Annotated in this window: 19 protein-coding genes and 1 pseudogene; 8 read left to right on the forward strand and 12 right to left on the reverse strand. The window is 72.5% G+C overall.

The annotated features are described in order from the left end of the window. Positions 1-91: 91 nt before the first annotated feature. The 8 genes from Pta02_RS39135 to Pta02_RS39170 all read right to left on the reverse strand — a co-directional run bounded on the left by Pta02_RS39135 (position 92) and on the right by Pta02_RS39170 (position 8,521). The gene (locus tag Pta02_RS39135; protein ID WP_239131572.1) at positions 92-823 is read right to left on the reverse strand and encodes a dienelactone hydrolase family protein; all 732 of its coding nucleotides are present in this window, start codon (positions 821-823) and stop codon (positions 92-94) included. Between the two features lie 105 nt (positions 824-928). Then, a complete protein-coding gene (locus Pta02_RS39140) occupies positions 929-1,399 on the reverse strand; it encodes a DUF3237 domain-containing protein (protein ID WP_203880102.1) in 471 nt (156 codons plus the stop codon). Between the two features lie 43 nt (positions 1,400-1,442). Then, a complete protein-coding gene (locus tag Pta02_RS39145) occupies positions 1,443-3,137 on the reverse strand; it encodes a CocE/NonD family hydrolase (RefSeq protein ID WP_203880103.1) in 1,695 nt (564 codons plus the stop codon). 48 nt (positions 3,138-3,185) lie between these two features. Continuing rightward, entirely contained in the window at positions 3,186-3,992 is an 807-nt protein-coding gene (locus Pta02_RS39150) for an ABC transporter ATP-binding protein (RefSeq protein WP_203880104.1), read from the reverse strand. A gap of 41 nt (positions 3,993-4,033) precedes the next feature. Beyond that, on the reverse strand, positions 4,034-5,053 hold the full coding sequence (locus Pta02_RS39155; protein WP_239131568.1) for an ABC transporter ATP-binding protein: 1,020 nt from the start codon (positions 5,051-5,053) through the stop codon (positions 4,034-4,036). Continuing rightward, on the reverse strand, positions 5,050-5,916 hold the full coding sequence (locus Pta02_RS39160) for an ABC transporter permease (RefSeq protein WP_203880105.1): 867 nt from the start codon (positions 5,914-5,916) through the stop codon (positions 5,050-5,052). Before Pta02_RS39160 ends, Pta02_RS39155 begins: the two co-directional genes overlap by 4 nt. Beyond that, complete coding sequence (locus Pta02_RS39165; protein WP_203880106.1) at positions 5,913-6,887, reverse strand: ABC transporter permease; 975 nt, start codon at positions 6,885-6,887, stop codon at positions 5,913-5,915. The genes Pta02_RS39160 and Pta02_RS39165 overlap by 4 nt, the downstream gene beginning before the upstream one ends. A 2-nt stretch (positions 6,888-6,889) precedes the next feature. Continuing rightward, positions 6,890-8,521 carry an ABC transporter substrate-binding protein gene (locus tag Pta02_RS39170; RefSeq protein ID WP_203880107.1) on the reverse strand — a complete coding sequence of 544 codons (1,632 nt, stop codon included), beginning with the start codon at positions 8,519-8,521 and terminating at the stop codon, positions 6,890-6,892. A 351-nt stretch (positions 8,522-8,872) separates the two neighbouring features. On the opposite strand from Pta02_RS39170, the gene Pta02_RS41720 reads away from it, so the two are divergent. Further along, on the forward strand, positions 8,873-9,475 hold the full coding sequence (locus tag Pta02_RS41720; protein WP_239131569.1) for a TetR/AcrR family transcriptional regulator: 603 nt from the start codon (positions 8,873-8,875) through the stop codon (positions 9,473-9,475). A 43-nt stretch (positions 9,476-9,518) separates the two neighbouring features. On the opposite strand, the pseudogene Pta02_RS39175 reads toward Pta02_RS41720, so the two are convergent. Next, positions 9,519-10,010 (reverse strand): annotated as a pseudogene (locus tag Pta02_RS39175) (TetR/AcrR family transcriptional regulator); the annotation flags it as partial. A gap of 184 nt (positions 10,011-10,194) precedes the next feature. On the opposite strand from Pta02_RS39175, the gene Pta02_RS39180 reads away from it, so the two are divergent. Further along, on the forward strand, positions 10,195-11,613 hold the full coding sequence (locus Pta02_RS39180) for an amidase (protein WP_203880109.1): 1,419 nt from the start codon (positions 10,195-10,197) through the stop codon (positions 11,611-11,613). An 86-nt stretch (positions 11,614-11,699) separates the two neighbouring features. Here the strand turns inward: Pta02_RS39180 and Pta02_RS39185 are convergent, their stop codons facing one another. Beyond that, positions 11,700-12,572 (reverse strand): PaaX family transcriptional regulator, encoded by an 873-nt coding sequence (locus Pta02_RS39185; RefSeq protein ID WP_203880110.1) that lies wholly within the window; start codon positions 12,570-12,572, stop codon positions 11,700-11,702. 105 nt (positions 12,573-12,677) lie between these two features. Between Pta02_RS39185 and Pta02_RS39190 the strand changes: the two genes are divergently transcribed. The 5 genes from Pta02_RS39190 (at position 12,678) to Pta02_RS39210 (ending at position 17,746) form a co-directional block, all read left to right on the forward strand. Continuing rightward, the gene (locus Pta02_RS39190) at positions 12,678-13,589 is read left to right on the forward strand and encodes an SDR family oxidoreductase (RefSeq protein ID WP_203880111.1); all 912 of its coding nucleotides are present in this window, start codon (positions 12,678-12,680) and stop codon (positions 13,587-13,589) included. A gap of 70 nt (positions 13,590-13,659) precedes the next feature. After that, positions 13,660-14,541, forward strand: a complete 882-nt coding sequence (locus Pta02_RS39195) for an amidohydrolase family protein (protein ID WP_203880112.1) — start codon at positions 13,660-13,662, stop codon at positions 14,539-14,541. A 12-nt stretch (positions 14,542-14,553) separates the two neighbouring features. After that, entirely contained in the window at positions 14,554-16,059 is a 1,506-nt protein-coding gene (locus Pta02_RS39200) for an acyl-CoA synthetase (protein WP_203880113.1), read from the forward strand. Between the two features lie 29 nt (positions 16,060-16,088). Beyond that, positions 16,089-16,544 carry a MaoC family dehydratase gene (locus tag Pta02_RS39205; RefSeq protein ID WP_203880114.1) on the forward strand — a complete coding sequence of 152 codons (456 nt, stop codon included), beginning with the start codon at positions 16,089-16,091 and terminating at the stop codon, positions 16,542-16,544. Between the two features lie 164 nt (positions 16,545-16,708). After that, positions 16,709-17,746, forward strand: a complete 1,038-nt coding sequence (locus Pta02_RS39210; RefSeq protein ID WP_203880115.1) for a hypothetical protein — start codon at positions 16,709-16,711, stop codon at positions 17,744-17,746. Positions 17,747-17,825: 79 nt separating this feature from the next. Here Pta02_RS39210 and Pta02_RS39215 read toward each other — a convergent pair whose 3' ends face one another. Beyond that, positions 17,826-18,470, reverse strand: a complete 645-nt coding sequence (locus tag Pta02_RS39215) for a zinc-binding dehydrogenase (protein ID WP_275423656.1) — start codon at positions 18,468-18,470, stop codon at positions 17,826-17,828. Between Pta02_RS39215 and Pta02_RS39220 the strand changes: the two genes are divergently transcribed. Next, a complete protein-coding gene (locus Pta02_RS39220) occupies positions 18,462-18,710 on the forward strand; it encodes a hypothetical protein (RefSeq protein ID WP_203880117.1) in 249 nt (82 codons plus the stop codon). The genes Pta02_RS39215 and Pta02_RS39220 overlap by 9 nt on opposite strands. Here Pta02_RS39220 and Pta02_RS39225 read toward each other — a convergent pair. Next, a complete protein-coding gene (locus tag Pta02_RS39225) occupies positions 18,682-20,913 on the reverse strand; it encodes an ATP-binding cassette domain-containing protein (RefSeq protein ID WP_203880118.1) in 2,232 nt (743 codons plus the stop codon). The genes Pta02_RS39220 and Pta02_RS39225 overlap by 29 nt on opposite strands. Positions 20,914-20,969 lie beyond the last annotated feature (56 nt).

Below are 20,969 nucleotides of genomic sequence, written 5' to 3' on the forward strand. Positions count from 1 at the left end.
GGCCCTGAACCGGCAAGGCCCCGCCGAGGCCCGATGAGGCCCCGTCCCGCTGAGGGACGGGGCCTCATCGCGTCGCCGTGCTGCGGCGCCATCACGAGCTGCCGCCGAGCCAGCGGCGGAACCAGGCGACTACGCGGTGGATCGTCTGGTCGTTGAACTGGGTCGAGAGGAAATGCCCCACACCCGGGTATTCGACGTATTCAAGGCGCGAAGGGTCGGCGATGTAGTGCGGCGCGAGGAGATCGTGGAAGGCACGGATGCCGGAGGCCGGGACGTACTCGTCATTCTCGGCAGCCTGCGACAGGATCGCGACGGGGAAGAAGCGCTCCGGGTGCCGGTGCGGGCTCTCGGGCCGGGGCAGTGCCCATTGCGGGCTGCCGACGATCGGTGCGGCGGCGCGGAGCCGCGGGTCGACCAGGACGGCGAGGTAGGAGATCTCGGCCCCCAGTGACCGCCCGGCGATGCCCACGCGGTCCGGATGCGCCCACCCGCGATCACACAGTGCGTCGATGATGGCGGGAACCTCGGCGGCGGTGTCCTGGACGACAGCGATGAAGTCCGACTCCGTGGCCTCGAAGTCGGCCTCCCAGCGCTCGTCGGAGAAGACTTCGTCGAAGTCCGGTCGTCGGCGTGCACCGTGCCCGACGGCGTCGAGCCCGGCCGCCAGGAATCCGGCTTCGGCGATCCCGGTCAGGTAGGCGGTCATTTTCTCCTTGTGGCCGGAGAAGCCGTGGTAAAAGAGCACCGTGCCGCGCTCGGCGGCGCGTTCCGGCGAGCCCTGGAACCGGACCAGCGCGGGAACGCCCGCTATTTCGTCGATCATCTCGCGCACTCCGCCGACAGTCATCCGGCGAGTTTCGATTGCCGCCGCGCCGACCGGCAAAGGGTTATCGCGGATGGTCTGGCCGGTACCGTCCAGACCATCCTCTCAGAGCAGGGCGTACATGCGGATGGCCACGGAGTGCTCCTCCGCCTCCCGGGCCAGGCCGACGAAGACGGTCCGCGACAGCCATCGGTGCGCCGGCGCGTCGGTGCGGAAGGTGGGCGAGGTGCGGTAGTACACGCCGGCCCTGGTCACCTGGAGATCGCCGTCGAACTGGTCGGGGCCGTCGCCGTCCTCGTGATAGTAGCCGCGGTTGACGATGTCGATCACCGCGCCGTCCTCGGCCCGCAGGAGATAGCGGGCGTCCAGTTCGCACACCCGGCCGCGCGTGTTCGACCAGTCGCCGCCGCCGGGCAGGACGACCCCGCGCAGCAGGGGGCCGTCGACCGTACCGCCGACGATCGGGGTGAACTCGGTCTTCTCGCCGTCGCCGTGCCCCACGTGCATGGTGGGCTCCAGGCGGGCGCGGATCTCGAAGGCGAAGGTCAGAGCCGGGGTGAACGGGGTGTCGGGCATGTTCGGGTCCTCAAGGGTGTGCTGGTGGATCATGGGACGGCGGTCAGGAGGCGGCGTCGCGGTGATCGCGGGCCTGGCGGAGCCGGTCGGGCTGCCAGTGGCCGACGCGCAGGCAGGAGGGGCGGGAGCCGCCCAGGGTGATCTCCCTGGTGGCCGGCTCGCCGGGCGCGCTGCCCCACGGGTCGGCTCCGGGCGGGCATTCGGCGACGAAGTCGGGAAAGTCGCTGCTCATGACGTCGAGCGCGAGGCGGTGGCCGGCGCGCAGCCGGTAGGCGATGCTCTGCAGGTCCACGATGACCTCCTCCCCCGCCGCGGGCGCGTCGAGCCGTACCTGGCCCTTGGCGACCAGGAACGCACCGCCGCCGGGCTCCAGGTCCAGCACCCGCGCGTGGACGTGCGCACCGGCCGGGGCCGACAGGCGCAGCGACAGGGTCACGGTGCCGACCAGGTCGGCGTCCCGGTCCACGGCCGGCCCGGTGAAGCGCAGCACGTCCTCGCGCTCCCCCGCCGCGCCCAGGTCCGCGCGGTCGAACAGGGCGGCGAAGGGGTTCGCCCCCGCCGAGGGGACGAGGTCGGACGGGTCGTGGGTCCAGCCCAGCACGCTCTCCTCCGGCGCCGGCGACGTGGTGAGGCCCAGGTCCGGCGACAGGTGGTACTCCAGGTCGGGCGCCTGCCGGGGCGGCCAGGCCTCGCTCTCCCGCCACTGCCCGTGGCAGACCTCGTAGCGCACCCGGGGCAGTCCCGCCAGGCCGCCGGAGCGGCCGAGGACGGCGTCGAAGAACTCGATCGCGGGGTCGAGATAGCGGGGCAGCAACCGCTCCAGCGCGGCGGGGTCGACGGTGTGGTCGTGGTGCGGGGCGACGGGGGCCTGACCCAGCCAGTAGTTCTCGTGGTCGATGGCCTCCAGGCGCAGGTGCAGGCGGGCGGCCCAGGCCGGGTCCCGGAGCAGGGCGCGCACGTCGTGCCAGGACCAGACGGCGCAGTTGTCGAACCAGCCGATCGTGTACAGGGCCGGTACGGCGGGCGCCGCCAGCAGCGCCTTCAGCGGCGGCGGCACGAAGCGGGACTCCCCCTCGAACTCCCCGTCGAAATTGGGCGAGCGCCTGCCGAGCCTGTCGAAGAACTCCTCGAAGGTCTCCCTCAGCGGGCGGCGGGCCCAGTCGGGCTCCCACTCGTAGCGGTCGGCGTCCACGTAGTGGGAGGCGAAGTAGAACTTTCGGCTGGTCTGCTCGACGTCGCGGGTGCCGTCGCCGTGCTCCAGCACCGTCGACAGCTGTGAGCCCGTCAAGCGCGGGGCGATCGCCCTGAGGGCGGGGTGACCGCCGATCGCCGCGGCGATGGCGGTGTAGCCGTAGTAGGAGTCCCCCCACATGACGACGTCGCCGTCGCACCACGGCTGCTCGGTGAGCCACTGGACGGTGTCGTATCCGTCGTCGGTCTCGTGCAGGGCGAACTCGGTCGAGCCCTCCGAACGGTACTTGCCCCGCACGTCCTGGACGACGACGGTGTAGCCGCGGGCCAGGAAGTAGCGGCCGATGCGGGGCATGAAGCAGTACGTGCCGTTCTTGTCGTACGGCAGGCGCACCAGCACGACGGCGCCCGGCCGCGTCCCGGCCGGATCCGCGGCGCCGGCGCGGTAGACGTCGGCGGCCAGCCGTACCCCGTCCCGCATGGGGATCATGACCTGCTCGGCGTCGTGGGGCACGGCGGCCGGGCCTGTCTTCTTGATGGTCAGCACGTGGTGTCTCCGTGGTTCGAGAAGGCGAGGGGAAGCGGTGCGGGCGGCTCAGAGCGCGTCGAGCGCGCGGCGGTCCCGGGCCACCCGGTCGAGGTCCCAGCCCGGGGAGGGGATCGAGTCGAGCAGCAGGCGGGTGTAGGGGTGCCGGGGGCTGCGCAGGATCTGCTCGGTCTCGCCGCGCTCGACGATGCGGCCGTGCCGCATGACGACGGCCGTGTCGGTGATGTAGCGCACGACCGCCAGGTCGTGGCTGACGAAGACGTAGGAGATGCCGGTGTCCCTGCGCAGCTCGTCGAGCAGGGTCAGGATCTGCGCCTGGATCGAGACGTCGAGCGCGGCGACCGCCTCGTCCAGCACCAGCACGCGCGGCGCGATGCCGAGCGCGCGGGCGATCGCGGCGCGCTGGCGCTGCCCGCCCGACAGCTCGCGCGGCAGCGACTCCCCCGCCCGGGCGCTCAGCCCGACCTGGTCGAGCAGTTCGCCGACGCGGGCCCGGTGGGCCGCGGCGGGGCCGGGCGCGTGCAGCCGCAGGGGTTCGGCGATGGACTCGGCGACGGTCCGGCGGGGGTCGAAGGAGCCGTAGGGATCCTGGAAGATCATCTGAAGCAGGCGCGCCTGCCGCAGGCGCGCGCGGCGCGACTGCCCGCCGACGATCTCGCCGTCGAGCGTGACGGTCCCGGAGGTCGGCTGTTCGAGCCCGGCGAGGATGCGGGCCGTGGTCGTCTTGCCCGATCCCGACTCGCCGACGATCCCGAGCGAGGCGCCGGGCATCAGCTCGAAGCTCACGTCGTCGACCGCGGTGAGGTGCCCGAACCTCTTCACCAGCGACGTCACGCTCAGCACGGGCGCGTTCATCGGATCTCCCGACGTGGACGGCAGGCCTCCGGGCGGAAAGGTCACGGCGTCACCTGCCCGGGGCGCAGGCACGCGGCCAGGGACTGCCCGTGCGGGCGGTGGGCGGGCACGGTCTCGGCGCAGTCGTCGCCGGCCAGCGGGCAGCGGTCGCGGAACGAGCAGCCCGTGGGCGAGTCGGCCAGCGAGCGCGGGCGTCCCGCGATGGCCCTGATCGCGACCCTGTCGCCGTGCACGGACGGGCTCGCCTCCAGCAGCGCCCGGGTGTACGGGTGCGCGGGCGCGCCGAACAGCCCGGAGCCGGTGGACTCCTCCACGATGCGGCCGGCGTACATGACGTAGACGCGGTCGCAGATGGCCGCGGCCAGGTCGAGATCGTGCGTCACGAAGAGCATGCCGGTGCCGTGCGCCCGCTGCATGTCCTTCAGCAGGGCGATCACCTCGGCCTGGGTGGTGACGTCGAGGGCGGTGGTGGGCTCGTCGGCCAGCAGCAGCTCCGGCTCCGTGGACAGCGCCCCGGCGATCACGACCCGCTGGAGCATGCCGCCGGAGAACTCGTGCGGGAAGCACCGCAGGGCGCCCCCCGGGTCGCGGATGCCGACCTGGTCGAGCAGTTCCAGCGCCCTGCCGGCCACGGCGCGCGCGGGCACGCCGCGGGCCCGCAGTCCCTCGGTGAGGTAGTCGCCGATGCGGCGCACCGGGTTGATCGACGCCCTGGGGTCCTGGAAGATCATCGAGGCCCGGGTGCGCCGCAGCTCGCGCAGCCGCCTGCGCCCGGCGGCGAGCACGTCGACGTCGGCGACCGTGACCTCGCCGGTGGCGCGGGCGCCGCGGGGCAGCATGCCCAGGGCGGTCCTGGCCGTCAGCGACTTGCCCGAGCCGGACTCCCCGACCAGGCCGACGGTCTCCCCGCGGCCCACCCGGACGGTGACGTCGGCCAGCAGGGGGACCCCGGTGCCGAGCGTCAGGCTCAGCCCCGAGACGCCCAGGGCGTCGCGCCGATCCCCGGCTCCCCCGTCCGGGGCCTCCCGGCGCGCGGGTGTCTTCTTCGCGAGCACTCTCACGATCCCTCCCTCTTGCCGGCGATTGATCCGCCGATGTGCTCACCCAGCACGTTGACGCTCACCACCGTCAGCAGGACCACCAGGCCGGGCAGCAGCCCGCTCCACGGCTCCCCCTGGAGAATGGCGCTGCGCGCCTGGCTGATCATCGAGCCCCAGTCCGCGTCCGGCGGCCGCACGCCGAGCCCCAGGTAGGACAGGGACGCCAGGTCCACCAGCGCGTAGCCGAAGGCCAGCGCGCTCTGCGCGATGAGGACCGGCATCACGTTGGGCAGCAGGTGGCGGAGTGTCACCCACAGCACGCCGAAGCCCATGACGCGGTAGCTCTCCATGTACGGCCGCGCTCCCTCCTGGATCGCCACGCTGCGCACGACGCGGCCCACGAAGGGCGTGTAGCTGACGGCCAGGGCGCAGATGGGGGCGGTGAGCCCCGGCCCGGTCACCGCCACCACGAGCATCGCCAGCAGCAGGCTGGGGAAGGCGAAGACGATGTCCATGCCGCGCGAGATCACGGCGTCGGCCCAGCCTCCCGCACGGGCGGCCAGCAGGCCGATCGCGATCCCGAGCACCCCCGACAGCAGCACCACCCCCAGGGGCGCGAGCAGTGAGAGGCGGGCGCCGTACATGATCCGCGACAGCACGTCCCGGCCGGTGGAGTCGGTGCCCAGCCAGTGCTCCCCGGCGCCCGGGGGCAGCAGGGAGTTCAGCAGGCTGGTGGCGTCCGGGGAGTGCGGCGCGAGCACCGGGGCCAGCAGCCCCGCGACGGTGAGGAGGATCAGGAACGCGACCGCGAGCGAGACGGCGAGCGGCCGCCGCCGGCGCCTCCTGGCGCTCCGTGCCCGGAGCGCGGGGATCGTCAGGGTCATCGGCTCGGCCCTCCGACCGTCACGCGCGGGTCGATGAACGGCATCGCCAGGTCCACCAGGGTGTTGATCACCACGAACAGCAGGACCGCGATGAGGGCGATGCCCTGCACGACGGGGAAGTCCCGCCGGGACACGGAGCCGACCAGCAGGGAGCCGACGCCGTCCAGGCCGAAGGCGGTCTCGACGACGGCGGTGCCGACGAACAGGCTCGCGAACAGCAGGCCGACGATCGTGAGCATGGGCGCCAGCGCGTTGCGCACCACGTGCCTGCCGATCACCGCGGCGCCGCCCACCCCGCGGCTGCGCGCCACCTCCACGTGCTCGCGGCGCAGTTCCTCGGTGAACGCCGCGTTGCCGACCCGGGCCAGGACGCCGAAGGCGACCAGCGCCATGGCGACCGCGGGCAGGGTCAGGTGCCAGAGCCGATCGGCCAGGCCGGTGCCCGCGCCGGTGGCGGGGAACCAGCCGAGGCCGACCGAGAAGAGCGCCAGGAGCCCGATGGCCGACACGAACGTCGGCGTGGCGGTGGTGACCGCCGCCGCGATGCCCGCGACCCGGTTGACCGGGCCGCCCTTGACCGCGGACACCAGCGCCACCGCGGACCCGGACACGATCGCCAGGAGCGCCGAGTACAGGATCAGCAGGCCGGACACGCCGAGCCGGTCCGCGATGAGGGAGGTGACGCCGGTCTGGTAGTTCAGCGACGTCCCGAGGTCCAGGCGGAGCGCGTCGCCGATCCACGCCAGATACCCCTGCGCGAAGCCCCGGTCGAGCCCGTAGCGGTGACGCAGCGCCTCGATCTGCTCCGGGGTGAGGCGGCGTCCGCCGGTCACCGCCAGGACCGGGTCCCCGGGGACCAGCCGGAGCGCGCCGTAGATGAGGATCGACGCGATCAGGACGGTGAGGACTCCGCCGAGGGCGCGTCTGCCGATCCAGCCCGCGAACGTGCGCCGCCTCTGCGTGGGCTTCATCGTCACTTACCGCCGAGGGTGGTCGCCCACGGCGTGTTGAGATAGCTCTGCCGCGGGACGAGACCGGTCAGCTCCGGCCCGTAGTAGACGTTGACGTACTGCGTCGCGATCGGGATGTTGATCAGATCCTCGGCCATGAGGGCCTGCGCCTTGGCCACCTCGCGGGCGCGGGCGGCGGGGTCCTCCGTGGTCATCGCGGCGGAGATCGCGGCGTCGTAGTCCGTGTTCTTGTACCCGGGGAAGTTGTAGAAGCTGCCGCTCGTGAAGAACTGGTAGTACGACAGCGGCTCGGGGAAGTCGAGATAGCCGGTCACCAGGAACAGGTCGATGCCGGCGCGCGCCTGCGGGGCGGCGAAGACCGCGCCGAACTGCTCGCCGGTGAGCGGCCTCAGTTCGATGGTCATGCCTGCCCGGGTGGCGGCGTCGGCGATCGCGGTGGCGGTCCGGGTCTCCTCCTCGCTGGCCGTCAGGTAGGCCAGGACGATCTTCTCCTTCGCCTTGGCGGACCGGCCGACGAGGGACTTGGCCTTCTCCAGGTCCTGGACCGGCTCGGGCAGCTTGTCGTACTCCGCCTGGAAGACGTCCTGGGCGTAGCCCCAGGCCGCCGGCGGGACCAGGGCCCGCAGCGGCTGCGCCGTACCCCGGTAGACCGAGCCGATGACGCCCTTGTAGTCGATCAGGGCCCGCAGGGCCTGGCGGGTGGCGGGGTCGGACAGCGCGCCGCCGGGGTTGAGCACCGCCAGGAACGTGGGCGACAGGCTCGTGCCGTACAGCATGTTGCCCTTGGCCGCGAGCTGCTCGTGGGCGGCGCGCGGGACGATGAACTGGCCGTCCACGTCACCGCTGACCAGCGCCGCGGTCTGGGCGGAGGGATCGGTGACGAAGGTGAAGCGCAGGTCCTTGATCCTGGGCCTGACCCCGGTGTTCCACCAGGCGTCGTTGCGGCTCAGCGTGACGTTCTGGCCCTGGGTCCAGGAGCCGTACTTGTAGGGGCCGGTGCACATCACGCCGCTCTTGGCGGTGCCGAAGTCCTTGCCCGCCTTCTCGGCGAAGTCCTTGCGCACGACGAAGAAGGCGGGCATGGCGAAGAAGTTGGGGACCATGACGTCCGGCTTCTTCAGCTTGACGGTGATCTCGTCGTCACCGGTGGCCTCGATGCCCTCCAGGTTCACCGCCCAGCCGATCCACGAGGAGCCGAGCTTGGGGTCGAGGATGCGCCTGACGCTGTAGAGGACGTCCTGCGCGGTGACCGGCTCGCCGTCCCAGAACTTCACGCCCTTGCGCAGGCTGATCACGTAGGTGAGCGGGTCGGGATGGGTGAACCCGGTGGCCAGGGCGGGCTGGAGCCGGTAGTCGGGGCCGAGGGTGAACAGGCCCTCGCACATGTTGCCCACGATCGTGCTGATCGACTCGACGCCGGCCTGGGCCGGGTCCACTGTCGCGGGCTCACCGGTGGAGAGGTTCCAGGTGACGGAGTCGACGTCCTTGGTCGGGGCCGGAGCGGAGGTGGTGATGACCGGGGCGGTCGCCTGCCCGGCGGCCGGGCCGCCGTCGCCGGGCGCCGCCGAGCAGGCGGCGAGCGTGCAGGCACCGGCGAGGACCGCGGTGAGCGCGGTGAGGCGGGGACGTGTCATGGGTGGACCCTTCGTGATGCTGATGCGGGCCGAGACGAACTGCGTCGCCGAGTGGGAGGGGGTGATCCCCGCTGTGGCGCTGCGAGGCGCGCAGGGGCGCGAGGTGATCGACCTGCCGCGTCCGCGCGGTGGAGGAGAGCGGACCCGATGCCCAGGCCGTGCCACTCAGCGTGGTTGCTCTCCAATTGATTGTCAATACTGCAAAACAAAAATGCGAACTGCCGGTACGGGACCGACCTGGGAAGACTCAAACAAGGAGCGCATGCCCGGGAAGCACCGATGATCACGGTGCTATGCTGAAAAGGTAGTTAATTGTTATCTGCGCAAAACTACTGCGATGGAGGCGGGCGGATGGGAAGGCCGAGCCTCGCCGGCGAACGGCGCGGGCAGATCCTGAGGGCCGCCGCCCAGTCGGTGGCCAGGTACGGCCTGGCCGGGACCACGCAGGAGCGGATCGCGGCCGCGGCCGGCATGAGCCGCTCGCACATCCGGCACTACATGGGCAATCACGACGAGCTCATCGACGCCCTGTGGGACCACGTCATCACGCCGTACTTCGAGGCGATGCACGCCGCCCTGAACGGCCATGCGCCGCAGGAGCGGTTGCCCGCGCTGGTGGACTTCCTCTTCGGGCCGCAGATGGCGCGCAACGAGGACGACCTGGTCATCGAGGCGCTGATCAGCGGGGCGATGCACGACCTGCGGCTGCGCGGCCGGATCTACGACAGCTACAGCCGGCTGGAGCGCGAGATCGCCAGGACGGTCCGCGAGGCGGTGCCCGGGTGCGAGTCGGCCGAGAGCCTGCAGATCGCCTACGCCCTCATCTGCCTGGCCTTCGGCCACTCGACCCTGGCGCCGCTGCCGTTTCCGCCGTCGCGCCAGGCGGGCATGAAGGCCCTGGCGGTGCAGATGCTGGAGGCGCTGCGGCCAGGAGAGGGACGAGCCGCTCGATGAGCGGGGACATCCGCTCCCCGCTCCAGCGTTCGGGATCCTCCAGGCTGGACAGATAGAACCCGCGCAAGACGAGGTGCAGGACGTCGGCGGCGAACTCGGCGTCCGCCGCCCGCGCGCCCCGGGCGGCCTCGGCCAGCAGGTCGCGGCTCTGCCGTGCGTCCTCCCGCAGGACCCTCAGCGCCTCCGACTCCGGCCCGCCGCGGCCGAGGATCTCCATGAAGAGCCGGCGCAACACCTGGTCGTTGCCCTGGGTCGAGCACGCCCAGCGGGCCACGGCCGACAATCGCTCCCGTTCGGCGGCGCCCTCGACGACCTGCCCTATCTCCTCCCCCCAGGACGCGATCGCGTGCTCGACGGCGTTGCGCAGCAGGGCTTCGCGGGTGGGCAGATAGTTGGTGACGAGCGTGGTGGAACCACCCACCCGCCTGGCCACGGCCCGTATGGTCACCCCGTCGATCCCCTCCGTCGCCACGATCTCCAAGGTGGCGTCGGCGATGGTCGCCAGGCGCCGGGCGATGTCAATCTCCACAGGCATGTCGGCAGGGTAACGAGAGAGGGACCGGATATACAACACCGTTGTACATCAGCGTTGCATGACGTACTCTCCTCGGCATCGCCGACGTGAGAGCGCCCCCGGCCGCCGCCGTCCCCCGCCCGGGGACCGGCCACCGGCGCCCGCGCACAGGGGCCCTCCCACTTATGATCGCCTAGGAGCAGGCATGGAACTCTGGCAGTTGTCCGCGACCGAGCTCGCGGCGCGAATCCGCACCCGGGAGATCTCGGCGGTCGACGTCGTGGAGTCCTGCCTGGGCAGGATCGAGGAGGTCAACCCCGTCCTGAACGCCCTGGTCGACGTCCGTCCCGGGGAGGCGCTGGCCGACGCGCGCCGGGCCGACGCGGCGGTGGCCGCCGGCGAGGAGCTCGGCCCGCTGCACGGGGTGCCGGTCTCGACGAAGATCAACACTCCGCAGCGGGGGCGCCTGATGAGCCACGGGCTGCCCGCCCTGGCCGAGGCGACGGCCGCGCGGGACAACGCCTGCGTCGGCGCCCTGCGCGGGGCGGGTGCGATCTTCCTCGGCCGGAGCAACGCCCCCGCGTTCTCGGTGCGCTGGTTCTCCGCCAACGACGCGCACGGCAGGACCCTCAACCCGTGGAGCGCCGGCCACACGCCGGGCGGCTCCAGCGGCGGCGCGGCCAGCTCCCTGGCCGCGGGCATGACGCCGCTGGCGCAGGGCAACGACATCGGCGGGTCGATCCGCTTCCCCGCGGCGTGCTGCGGCGTGGTCGGCATCCGCCCGACCGTCGGCCTGGTCTCCAACTGGACGGCGCCCGAGGACACCTCGATCGAGGGTCCGCTCACCTTCCAGTCCTGGGCGGTGGAGGGCCCGATGGGCCGCACCGTGGCCGACGCCCGCCTGGCCCTGCGGGTGATGGCCGGCGCCGACCTGCGCGATCCGTTCGGCGTGCCCGCGCTGCCCGGGGCCGCGCCCGCGGCGGGACCGGTCCGGGTCGGGCTCGTGCGCGACGTGGGCCTGGCCAAGCCGCACCCGGCCGTCGGCGAGGCGCTGGACGACGCGGCGCGGTGGCTGGCCGAGGCGGGCTACGAGGTGGAGGAGCTGGAGCTGCCGCTGCTGGCCGAGGCCGCGCGGCTGTGGTCCCTGCTGCTGTTCGAGGACATGCGGCCCGGACTGCCCGGCATGCTGCAGATGGGCGACGAGGCGCTGCGCACCCACATGGGCTACGCCTACGAGTACGCCGCCGAGCTGTGGGGCGAGCGGCCCGACCTGGCCGCCTACATCCAGGGCTGGGCCCGCCGGGCGACGCTCATCACCCGCCTGCAGGAGCTGCTCGGCCGCGACAGGATCCTGCTGACCCCGGTCAGCGCCGAGCCGCCCTTCGAGCAGGACGCCGACATCGACGACCCGGTGCGCGGGCGCGCCATCATCGCGGCGCAGTGGCCGATGACCGCCGTGCCGGTCCTGGGGTTCCCCGGGGTCTCCGTGCCGGCGGGCCTGGCCGACGGGCTCCCCGTCGGCGTCCAGCTCATCGGCGGGCGGTTCGCCGAGGACGTCGTCCTCGACGCCGCCCAGGCGATCGAGGACCGGGCGCCCCGGCTCACCCCGATCGCCCCCCGCTGAACCCGCCACGCCGTACGGCACCGCCCCGCTGACCCCGCGGCGCGCCGTACGGCACCGCCTCGTCCGGCCCGCAGCCGGGCCGGGCCTCATCCGTCCGACGTCGCGACGGTGTCCAGGGTGAGCGCGGCCTGCTCGCGGGAGGTGGCGTCGTAGCGGTGCGACAGCGCGCGGAACAGGTGCTCGGCGCGGATGGCCGGCCAGTCGTCGGGCAGGTGCTCGGCCGGCAGGTGGGGGTCGGAGCGCACCAGCTGGAGCCAGTCGGTGTGCAGCAGCAGCTGGCGGGTGAAGTCGTCGGGGACCGCCGGCACGGGGTCGGGGCGGTCCCAGCGCTCCAGGAAGGCGCGGTAGCGGGCGGCGATGCCCGCGGTGTCGAACGCGCGGTGGACGAGCTGGGCGGCCTCGGTCGGCTCGGCGGCGTGGGCCCGCATCACGTTGAGGTGGTCGTCCAGGCCCAGATCGGCGACCACGCGGGGGACGTCGACCTGGCCTGGAGCGATCCACAGGCCGTTCTGCAGCGGGCCGAACCCCGCCCAGATGAGCCGGGTGCGCAGGTCGTGCCGCTGACGGCGCCAGGCCTCGGGCAGGGAGAAGCCGACCAGGGTCCAGGTGCCGTCCCACTCCCGGTTGACCGCCCCGGCGCTCCAGACACGGTCGTGGCCGTCGCGCAGGACGGCGCGGGAGCGCTCGGTGAGCCCGAAGTACATCTTGCGGCCCCGGCGGTGCCGGGCCAGCAGGTCCCGCCGGACCATCCGGGCCAGGGTGGCGCGCACGGCCTCCTCCGAGACGCCCACCCGGGCCAGCACGTCGATGACGCTGCCGGAGTAGACCGCGACCCGGTGGCCCAGGACGTGCAGGCCCAGGAAGCTCAGCATCAGGGACTGCGGCCGCGGCGAGCCCGTCTGCCCGTCCGTCTCGTCCATGGTCACGGGGTTGCCGATCACAGCGTCCGGTGTCGTCACGCGGCAAGTGTAGGGCCGCCCAATGAAGTTCGACAATTCATTGACGGCCGATGAATCAATGTCTAACGTCAGGGTGCGCAGTCGCATGAGATGAGGAGTCCTCCAGTGGATCTGACAGGAAAGACAGCGATCGTCACCGGCGGCGGACGCGGCCTGGGCTTCGCCTACGCCTCCGCGCTGGCCGCGGCGGGCGCGGCGGTCGTGGTCAACGACGTGGACGCCGGGGCCGCCGGGCGCGCGGTGAAGGAGATCACCGCCGCGGGCGGGCGGGCCGTCGCCGAGGTGGCGCCGGTCGGCACCGGCGAGACCGCGCAGGCGCTGGTGGACCGCGCCGTCGAGACCTTCGGCCGGCTGGACGTCATGGTCGCCAACGCGGGCATCCTGCGTGACCGGGTGCTGTGGAAGATGTCGGATGAGGACTTCGACGACGTGGTCCGGGTGCACCTGCGCGGCACGTTCACCTGCGCCCGGGCCGCCGCGATCCGCATGCGCGAGCAGGGCGGGGGCGGCCGCATCATCACCGCCTGCTCCCCGGCGGGCCAGCGGGGCAACTTCGGCCAGACCAACTACGCCGCGGCCAAGGCCGGCATCGCGGCGATGACCCGGACCTGGGCGCTGGAGCTGGCCCGCTCGGGCGTCACGGTCAACGCGGTCGTCCCGGTCGCGGCGACCGGGATGACCCGCACGATCCCGGCCTTCGCCCCCCACATCGAGGCGCTGGAGAGCAGGGGCGAGCCGCTGCCGGACTGGCTGCGCAAGGCCGAGGGCTTCGGCACCGCCGAGGACGTCGCCGGACTCGTCGTCTTCCTCGCCTCCGAGGCCGCCGCCGGGGTCACCGGCCAGTGCGTGGGCGTCGGCGGCGACAGGCTCGCCCTGTGGTCGCATCCGCAGGAGGTCGTCACCGCCTACGCCGACGGCGGCTGGAGCGCCGGCGCCATCGCCGCCGCCTGGCCCGTCTCGGTCGGCCGTGAGCCGCAGAGCTACGGCATCCCCGCCCCGCAGGCGCCCGGCGCCTGAACCGCCCGCTCAACGCCCGCTCAACCGCCCGCTCAACCGCCCGCTCAACCGCCCGCGAAAGGACCCGATGATGACGTCGATCAACCTGGACGACCTCGTCGCCATCGACGTGCACACCCACGCGGAGATCTCCGCCGACGGGCACCACTCGCTCAGCCCGGAGCTGTCGGCCGCCTCCGCCCGCTACTTCAAGGTGCACGGCGCCCGGGAGCCGACCATCGCCGAGATGGCGGCCCACTACCGCGAGCGACGCATCGCCGCGGTGGTCTTCACCGTCGACGCCGAGACCGCCACCGGGCACCCGCCGATCCCCAACGAGGAGATCGCCGCCGCCTGCGCCGAGCACGCCGACATCCTGATCCCCTTCGCCAGCGTCGACCCCTGGCGCGGGCGGGCGGGCGCCCGGCGGGCCCGGCGGCTGGTGGAGGAGCACGGGGTGCGCGGCTTCAAGTTCCACCCCAGCATCCAGGGCTTCGCCCCCAACGACCCGATCGCCTACCCGCTGTATGAGGTCATCGAGGAACTGGGCGTGCCCGCGCTGTTCCACACCGGGCAGACCGGCATCGGCGCGGGTGTGCCGGGCGGCGGCGGCATCCGGCTGAAGTACTCCGATCCCATGCTGGTCGACGACGTGGCCGTGGACTTCCCCGAGCTGCGCATCATCCTGGCGCACCCGTCCTTCCCCTGGCAGGACGAGGCGCTCGCGGTGGCCACGCACAAGCCGTACGTCCACATCGACCTGTCGGGCTGGTCGCCGAAGTACTTCCCGCCGCAGCTGGTGCGCTACGCCAACACCCTGCTGAAGGACAAGGTGCTGTTCGGCTCCGACTACCCGGTCATCTCACCCGACCGCTGGCTGGCCGACTTCGAGCGGCTCGACATCAAGCCGGACGTCCGGCCGCTGATCCTCAAGGACAACGCGGCCCGGCTGCTCGGCCTGGACGCCAAGTGAGGGGGGACGGCCGTGCGTAACCAGGGCATCGGGTCGTGGCCCGCGCGCCGGGCCCGCAAGACCCCCCACCGGATCGCCCTCGTGCACGAGGGGCGCCAGACGACCTACCGGGAGCTGCACCAACGGGTGCTGCGCCTGGCGCACGCCCTGCGCGGCCTGGGGGTGCGGCACGGCGACCGGGTCGCCTACCTGGGGCCCAACCACCCCTCGTTCGTGGAGACGCTGTTCGCGGCCGGGGCGCTGGGGGCGGTGTTCGTCCCGCTCAACACCCGGCTGGCCGTACCGGAACTGGCCTTCAACCTGTCCGACTCCGGCGCCGCGGTGCTCGTCCACGCCCCGTCCGAGGCCGCGGCGGCGCTGGAGGTTCCGCACCGCCTCCCGCTGGAGGACTACGAGCGGCTGATCTCCGCCTCCGGCCGTGAGCCGATCGACGAGCCGATCGACGAGCCGATCGACGAGCCGGTCTCCCCCGGCGACCCCTGCATGATCATGTACACCTCGGGGACGACCGGACGTCCCAAGGGGGCCGTGCTCTCGCACGCCAACATCACCTGGAACAGCGTCAACGTCCTGATCGACACCGACCTGACCGCCGGCGAGGTGACGCTCGTGGTCGCCCCGCTGTTCCACACCGCGGGGCTGAACATGACGTGCCTGCCCACGTTGCTCAAGGGCGGCCGGGTGGTGCTGCTGAGCGCCTTCGACCCCGGCCGGGTGCTGGAGCTGATCGAGACCGAGCGGATCACGCAGATGTTCGGCGTGCCGACCATGTTCGACGCGATGGCCGCCCACCCCCGCTGGGCCGGGGCCGACCTGTCGAGCCTGCGCACGCTCAACTGCGGCGGCGCCCCGGTCCCGATGCGCACCATCGAGACCTACCTGGAGCGCGGCCTGGCCTTCAGCCAGGGGTACGGCATGACCGAGGCCTCCCCCGGCGTCCTGTACCTGCCCGCCGAGCAGGCCGTGGCCAAGGCGGGCTCGGCCGGGGTGCCGCACTTCTTCACCGACGTGCGCGTGGTGCGCTCCGACGGCCGCGACGCCGTACCCGGCGAGAACGGCGAGATCACCGTCCAGGGCCCCAACGTCATGACCGGTTACTGGGGCGCGCAGCCCCTCGCCCGCGGCGAGTGGCTGCGCACCGGGGACGTCGGCCGGACGGACGAGGACGGTTACGCCTACATCGTCGACCGGGTCAAGGACATGTTCGTCTCCGGCGGGGAGAACGTCTATCCGGCCGAGGTGGAGTCGGCGATCCTGCTCCACCCCGAGGTCGCCGACTGCGCCGTCATCGGCGTCCCGGACGCCGTCTGGGGCGAGGTCGGCCGGGCCGTCGTCGTGCTCAGGCCGGGCTCCGCCGCCTCCGCCGGGGACATCCTGGGCTTCCTGCACGGACAGCTCGCCAAGTACAAGATCCCCAAGTCCGTCGTCTGGGCCGAGACGATCCCGCGCACCCCCTCGGGAAAGATCCTCAAGCCCGCACTCCGCGCCTCCCACGCGGCCCCGGCCGCCGGCCTCTGACCCCCGTCCACGTCGAAAGGACCCCCGCCATGACCACCACCGCCCACGGGCTCGACGAGCTGAAGGCCCTGGCCGGAACCGACCTCGGGCGCACGGAGTGGATGGAGATCACCCAGGACCGGGTGAACACCTTCGCCGACGCCACCGGCGACCACCAGTGGATCCACACCGATCCCGAACGTGCCGCGAAGGGCCCCTTCGGCGCCACGATCGCCCACGGGTATCTGACCCTGTCCCTGATCATCCCCCTGTTCAACCGGCTGCTGGAGATCGGCGGCGTCTCCATGAGCGTCAACTACGGCCTGGACAGGGTCCGTTTCCTCAGCCCCGTCCGGGTCGGCGCGAAGATCCGCCTGGCGGGCGTCGTGGACGCGGTGGAGGAGGTCAAGGGCGGTGTGCAGATGCACCTGACCTTCACCGTGGAGATCGACGGCGGCGACAGGCCCGCCTGCGTGGCCCAGGCGATCTACCGCCACTACGCCTGACGGCCGGGGAGACCTCGCGCGGCGGCGGATCCCGTCGCCGAGGACTCCGTCAGGCGGCGGATCCCGCCAAAGCGGCAATGCGGTCATCGCTCTCCCGTTAGCCTCGGCCCATGCGATTCCGGCGTAACGCCCTCCTTGTCCCAGTGGTGTCGGGAATCACTGCTTTGACATGTGCGTGGATCGGCCAGCCGCCGGCCGCGGCGTCGGGGGCGCCCGGCCCGGGGAACCCCCGCGGCCGCGCGGCCGTACCGGCCGAGGCCCGGGTGGTCGACACCTCGCGGCCGACGCGGGTCGTCGGCGACGGCACGCCCGCCGGCTGCACCTCGCGGGCCGTGGTGCGGGCGGTCGCCGCCGGCGGCGTCATCACCTTCTCCTGCGGCCCCCGGCCGGTGACCATCAAGCTGACCGCCACCGCCAAGGTCCGCAACACCAGCCCGCGCGTCGTCATCGACGGCGGTGGGAAGGTGACGCTCAGCGGCGCGGGAAAGCGGCGGATCCTCTACATGAACACCTGCGACAAGGCACAGGTGTGGACCACCTCGCACTGTGACGACCAGAGCACCCCCCGGCTCACCGTGCAGAACCTGACGTTCGCGGACGGCGACGCCACCGGGGAGCGGCTCGACGGGGGCGGGGGCGGGGCGATCTTCGTGCGCGGCGGCCGGCTCACGGTGATCAACTCCCGGTTCGTCCGCAACCGCTGCGATCCCACCGGCCCGGACGTGGGAGGAGCCGCCATCCGGGTGCTCGACCAGTCGCGCGACCTGCCGGTCCACGTCGTCGGCAGCACGTTCGGCGGGGCCGCCGGCCAGGGCGGCGTGTGCTCCAACGGCGGCGCGCTGAGCAGCATCGGGGTGTCGTGGGAGGTGCTCAACAGCGTCTTCACCCACAACAGGGCCGTCGGGCGGGGTGCCAACCCGGCGAAGGCCGGGACCCCGGGCGGCGGCAGCGGCGGGGCCGTCTACGCCGACGGGAACAGGTTCACCGTGCGGATCGCCGGGTCGGTCATCACCGACAACCACGCCCGCGAGGGCGGCGGAGCCGTCTTCTTCGTCAGCAACGACCGCACCGGCACCCTGCGCGTCGAGCGCTCCACGCTGCGCCGCAACCGCAGCGCCGGCTTCGAGACCGCGGGTTTCCCCGGCGTCTTCTTCCTCGGCGCCGGCGGCCGGCCGTCGGTGACCTCCTCCACGATCAGGTGAGGGAGCCCCGCCGCCGGCGGTGAACGGCAGGAGCCTCCGGATGCGGGAAGGGGCGCGTGCCGGCCGGTCGCGCCGTGCGTCAGCCGAAGGTGGCGGTGTCGATGACGAACCGGTAGCGGACGTCGGAGGCCAGGACCCGCGCGTAGGCCTCGTTGATCTGCTCGGCCGAGATCAGCTCGATGTCGGCGCCGATGCCGTGGGCGGCGCAGAACTCCAGCATCTCCTGCGTCTCGGCGATGCCGCCGATCATCGATCCGGCGTAGGAGCGCCGGGCGCCGATGAGGGGGAACACCTTCAGGCTCAGCGGCTCGGCGGGGGCGCCGACGTTGACCGGGGTGCCGTCGACGGCGAGCAGACCGAGGCAGGCGTCGACGTCGATGCGGGCGCTGACCGTGTTGACGATCAGATCGAACCGGCCGGCGAGCTGCTCGAACGTGCCCGGGTCACCGGTGGCGTGATAGTGGGTCGCCCCCAGCCGCAGGCCGTCCTCCTGCTTCTTCAGCGACTGCGACAGCACGGCGACCTCGGCGCCCATGGCGTGGGCGATCTTGACGGCCAGGTGGCCCAGCCCGCCGAGCCCGACGACGGCGACCTTCTTGCCCGGGCCGGCCCCCCAGCGGCGCAGCGGTGAATAGAGAGTGGGAAGAAGGCACTGCTGAAGGGTGTACCGGCAGGGGCACCCCTGCCGGGTGCGGGGCGGCCTAACCTGGGAAGAGTGGACCACCGTAGTCAAGTCCGTGAGTTCCTGACCTCCCGCCGGGCCAGGAACGGCCGCGGCGACATCCTGGCCACCGACGCCCTCGGCCGCGCCCTGTACGCCCCCATGATCGAGGCGGCCTGCGGCGCCGAACCCGGCAGCGACTCGGAGGCCGGACTCCGGCTCCTGGCCAGCTGGGCCGCCACCGCGGGCCAGACCGGCGGCCCGCCGTACTCGCCTACGCCTCCTGCAGAGCGGCGGCGGTGACGGTGCCGCTCATCCGGGAGACCGGCCCCTGGTAGAGGATCCGGCCGCCGTGCCTGCCGGGGCCCGGGCCGAGGTCGACGGCCCAGTCCGCGTGCCGGATGACGTCGAGGTTGTGCTCGATCACGACGACGGTGTGCCCGCGCTCGACGAGCTGGTCCAAGACGCCGAGCAGGACGGTGATGTCGCGCAGGTGCAGGCCCGTGGTGGGCTCGTCCAGCACGTAGAGGGCCGGTCCGGCGGCCTCGCGCAGTTCCCTGGCTATCTTGACGCGCTGGCACTCGCCGCCGGACAGCGTCGTCAGCGGCTGGCCGAGGCGCAGATAGCCGAGCCCGACCCGTTCGAGGTGCACGAGCGCCCGGCGGATCTGCTCGTCGGGCAGCTGCCCGACGGCGTCGCTGATCGTCAGTTCGTCGATGTCGGCGATGGACAGCCCGTTGACCCGGTGGCGCAGCACCTCTGCGGTGAAACGCCGCCCGTGGCAGGTCTCGCACACCGTCTCCTGGCCGTCCATGAAGGCCAGGTCGGTGTAGATGACGCCCAGCCCGCCGCAGCCGGGGCAGGCGCCCTCGGAGTTGGCGCTGAACAGCCCGGCGGGCAGGCCGCTGTGCCGGGCGAAGAGCCTGCGGACCGAGGTGGCGATCCCGGTGTAGGTGATGGGGGTGGAGCGGCGGTTGGCGCCGACCGGCCGCTGGTCGATCACGACCGCGTCGTGCTGGGCGACCAGTTCCGCCGCGAGGCTGGACTTGCCCGATCCCGCGACCCCGGTCAGGACCGTGAGGATCCCGGTGGGGATGTCGACGGTCAGGTTCTTGAGGTTGTTGCGGGTGGCACCGGTCACCGTGACCGCGCCGGTGGCCGTGCGCGGCTCGGCGGCGACCGGCGTCCGGTCGCCGAGGGCCGCGGCGGTGGCCGTGCGCGCCGTACGGAGCTCCTCGAAGGTGCCCTGGAACACCAGCTCTCCCCCGCCGGTGCCCGCGTCCGGCCCGATCTCGACGATCTGGTCGGCGATCTCCATGACGGCGGGGTCGTGCTCGACGACGAGGACGGTGTTGCCCTTGTCGCGCAGCCGCCGCAGCAGGGTGGTCATGGAGGCGATGTCGTGCGGGTGCAGGCCGACGGTGGGTTCGTCGAAGATGTAGAGCATCTCGATGAGGCTGCTGCCCAGATGCTTGACGGTCTTGATCCGCTGCGACTCCCCGCCGGACAGGCTGGTGGTGGCGCGGCCGAGGTGCAGATAGCCCAGCCCGATGGTGACCATGGCCCGGAGCCTGTCGGTGAGGGCGGCCACGACCGGGGCGACGGCCGGGTCGTCCACCCCCTCCACCAGGCCGGCGAGTTCGGTGATCTCCATGCGGGCCATCTCGCCGATGGTGCGCCCCAGGACGGTGACGGTACGGCTCTCCTGGTTGAGGCGGTCGCCGTGGCAGGCGGGGCAGGTCCCCGATCGGGTGAAGCGGGCGATGACCTCTCTCTTGCGGTCGGACAGGCTGTCGGAGGTGTGCAGATAGATCCGTTCGAAGCGCTCCACCACGCCCTCGTAGTCCTTGGGGGGCCTGGTGCCCAGCCGCGCGGCGTGCTCGCCGCCGTACAGCAGCGCCTCGCGCTCGTCCTGCGTCCACTCCCGCAGCGGGGTGCCGGCGTCGAAGCTGCCGATGTCGGCGTACTGGGAGTACCAGTAGCCGCCGTCGCCGAACCCGGGCAGCAGGATCGCGCCCTGGGCCAGCGACCTGTCGGGGTCCAGGAAGCGCTCGACGGCGCTGACCACGACCTCGCCGAGTCCGGAGCACTCCTGGCACATGCCGGCCGGGTCGTTGAAGGAGAAGCGGTTCGACTCGCCCAGGTGGGGCGAGCCGACGCGTGAGAACAGCAGCCGCAGGTAGGTCCAGGCGTCGGTGATCGTGCCCACCGTGGACCGGGCGTTCCCGCCGATCCTGCGCTGGTCGATCACCACCACCGGCGAGAGCCCCTCGATCTCCTCGGTCTCGGGGCGCGTCCACTTCGGCAGCCGGTTGCGGGCGAACGGCGGGAACGTCTCGTTGAGCTGGTGCCCCGCCTCCGCCGCGATCGTGTCGAACACCAGTGACGACTTGCCCGACCCCGACACCCCGACGAAGACGACCAGCCGGCCGCGCGGGATGGTCACGTCCAGGCACTTCAGGTTGTTGGTCCGGGCACCCCGGATGCGGATCGTGTGATTGGGCATGTGACGAGGCTACGAACAGATGCGGCCACATCCTGGCCGCGATTGCGGAGAGACTG

Source organism: Paraplanobispora takensis, assembly GCF_016863195.1.
GTDB classification, from domain to species: Bacteria; Actinomycetota; Actinomycetes; order Streptosporangiales; family Streptosporangiaceae; genus Planobispora; species Planobispora takensis.

Excerpts from the sequence above, each read along its gene's own strand:
- Pta02_RS39135 (WP_239131572.1), bottom strand. The coding sequence starts at position 823 with ATGATCGACGAAATAGCGGGCGTTCCCGCGCTGGTCCGGTTCCAGGGC.
- Pta02_RS39140 (WP_203880102.1), bottom strand. The coding sequence starts at position 1,399 with ATGCCCGACACCCCGTTCACCCCGGCTCTGACCTTCGCCTTCGAGATC.
- Pta02_RS39150 (WP_203880104.1), bottom strand. The coding sequence starts at position 3,992 with ATGAACGCGCCCGTGCTGAGCGTGACGTCGCTGGTGAAGAGGTTCGGG.
- Pta02_RS39160 (WP_203880105.1), bottom strand. The coding sequence starts at position 5,916 with ATGACCCTGACGATCCCCGCGCTCCGGGCACGGAGCGCCAGGAGGCGC.
- Pta02_RS39165 (WP_203880106.1), bottom strand. The coding sequence starts at position 6,887 with ATGAAGCCCACGCAGAGGCGGCGCACGTTCGCGGGCTGGATCGGCAGA.
- Pta02_RS39170 (WP_203880107.1), bottom strand. The coding sequence starts at position 8,521 with ATGACACGTCCCCGCCTCACCGCGCTCACCGCGGTCCTCGCCGGTGCC.
- Pta02_RS41720 (WP_239131569.1), top strand. The coding sequence starts at position 8,873 with ATGGGAAGGCCGAGCCTCGCCGGCGAACGGCGCGGGCAGATCCTGAGG.
- Pta02_RS39180 (WP_203880109.1), top strand. The coding sequence starts at position 10,195 with ATGGAACTCTGGCAGTTGTCCGCGACCGAGCTCGCGGCGCGAATCCGC.
- Pta02_RS39195 (WP_203880112.1), top strand. The coding sequence starts at position 13,660 with ATGACGTCGATCAACCTGGACGACCTCGTCGCCATCGACGTGCACACC.
- Pta02_RS39205 (WP_203880114.1), top strand. The coding sequence starts at position 16,089 with ATGACCACCACCGCCCACGGGCTCGACGAGCTGAAGGCCCTGGCCGGA.
- Pta02_RS39225 (WP_203880118.1), bottom strand. The coding sequence starts at position 20,913 with ATGCCCAATCACACGATCCGCATCCGGGGTGCCCGGACCAACAACCTG.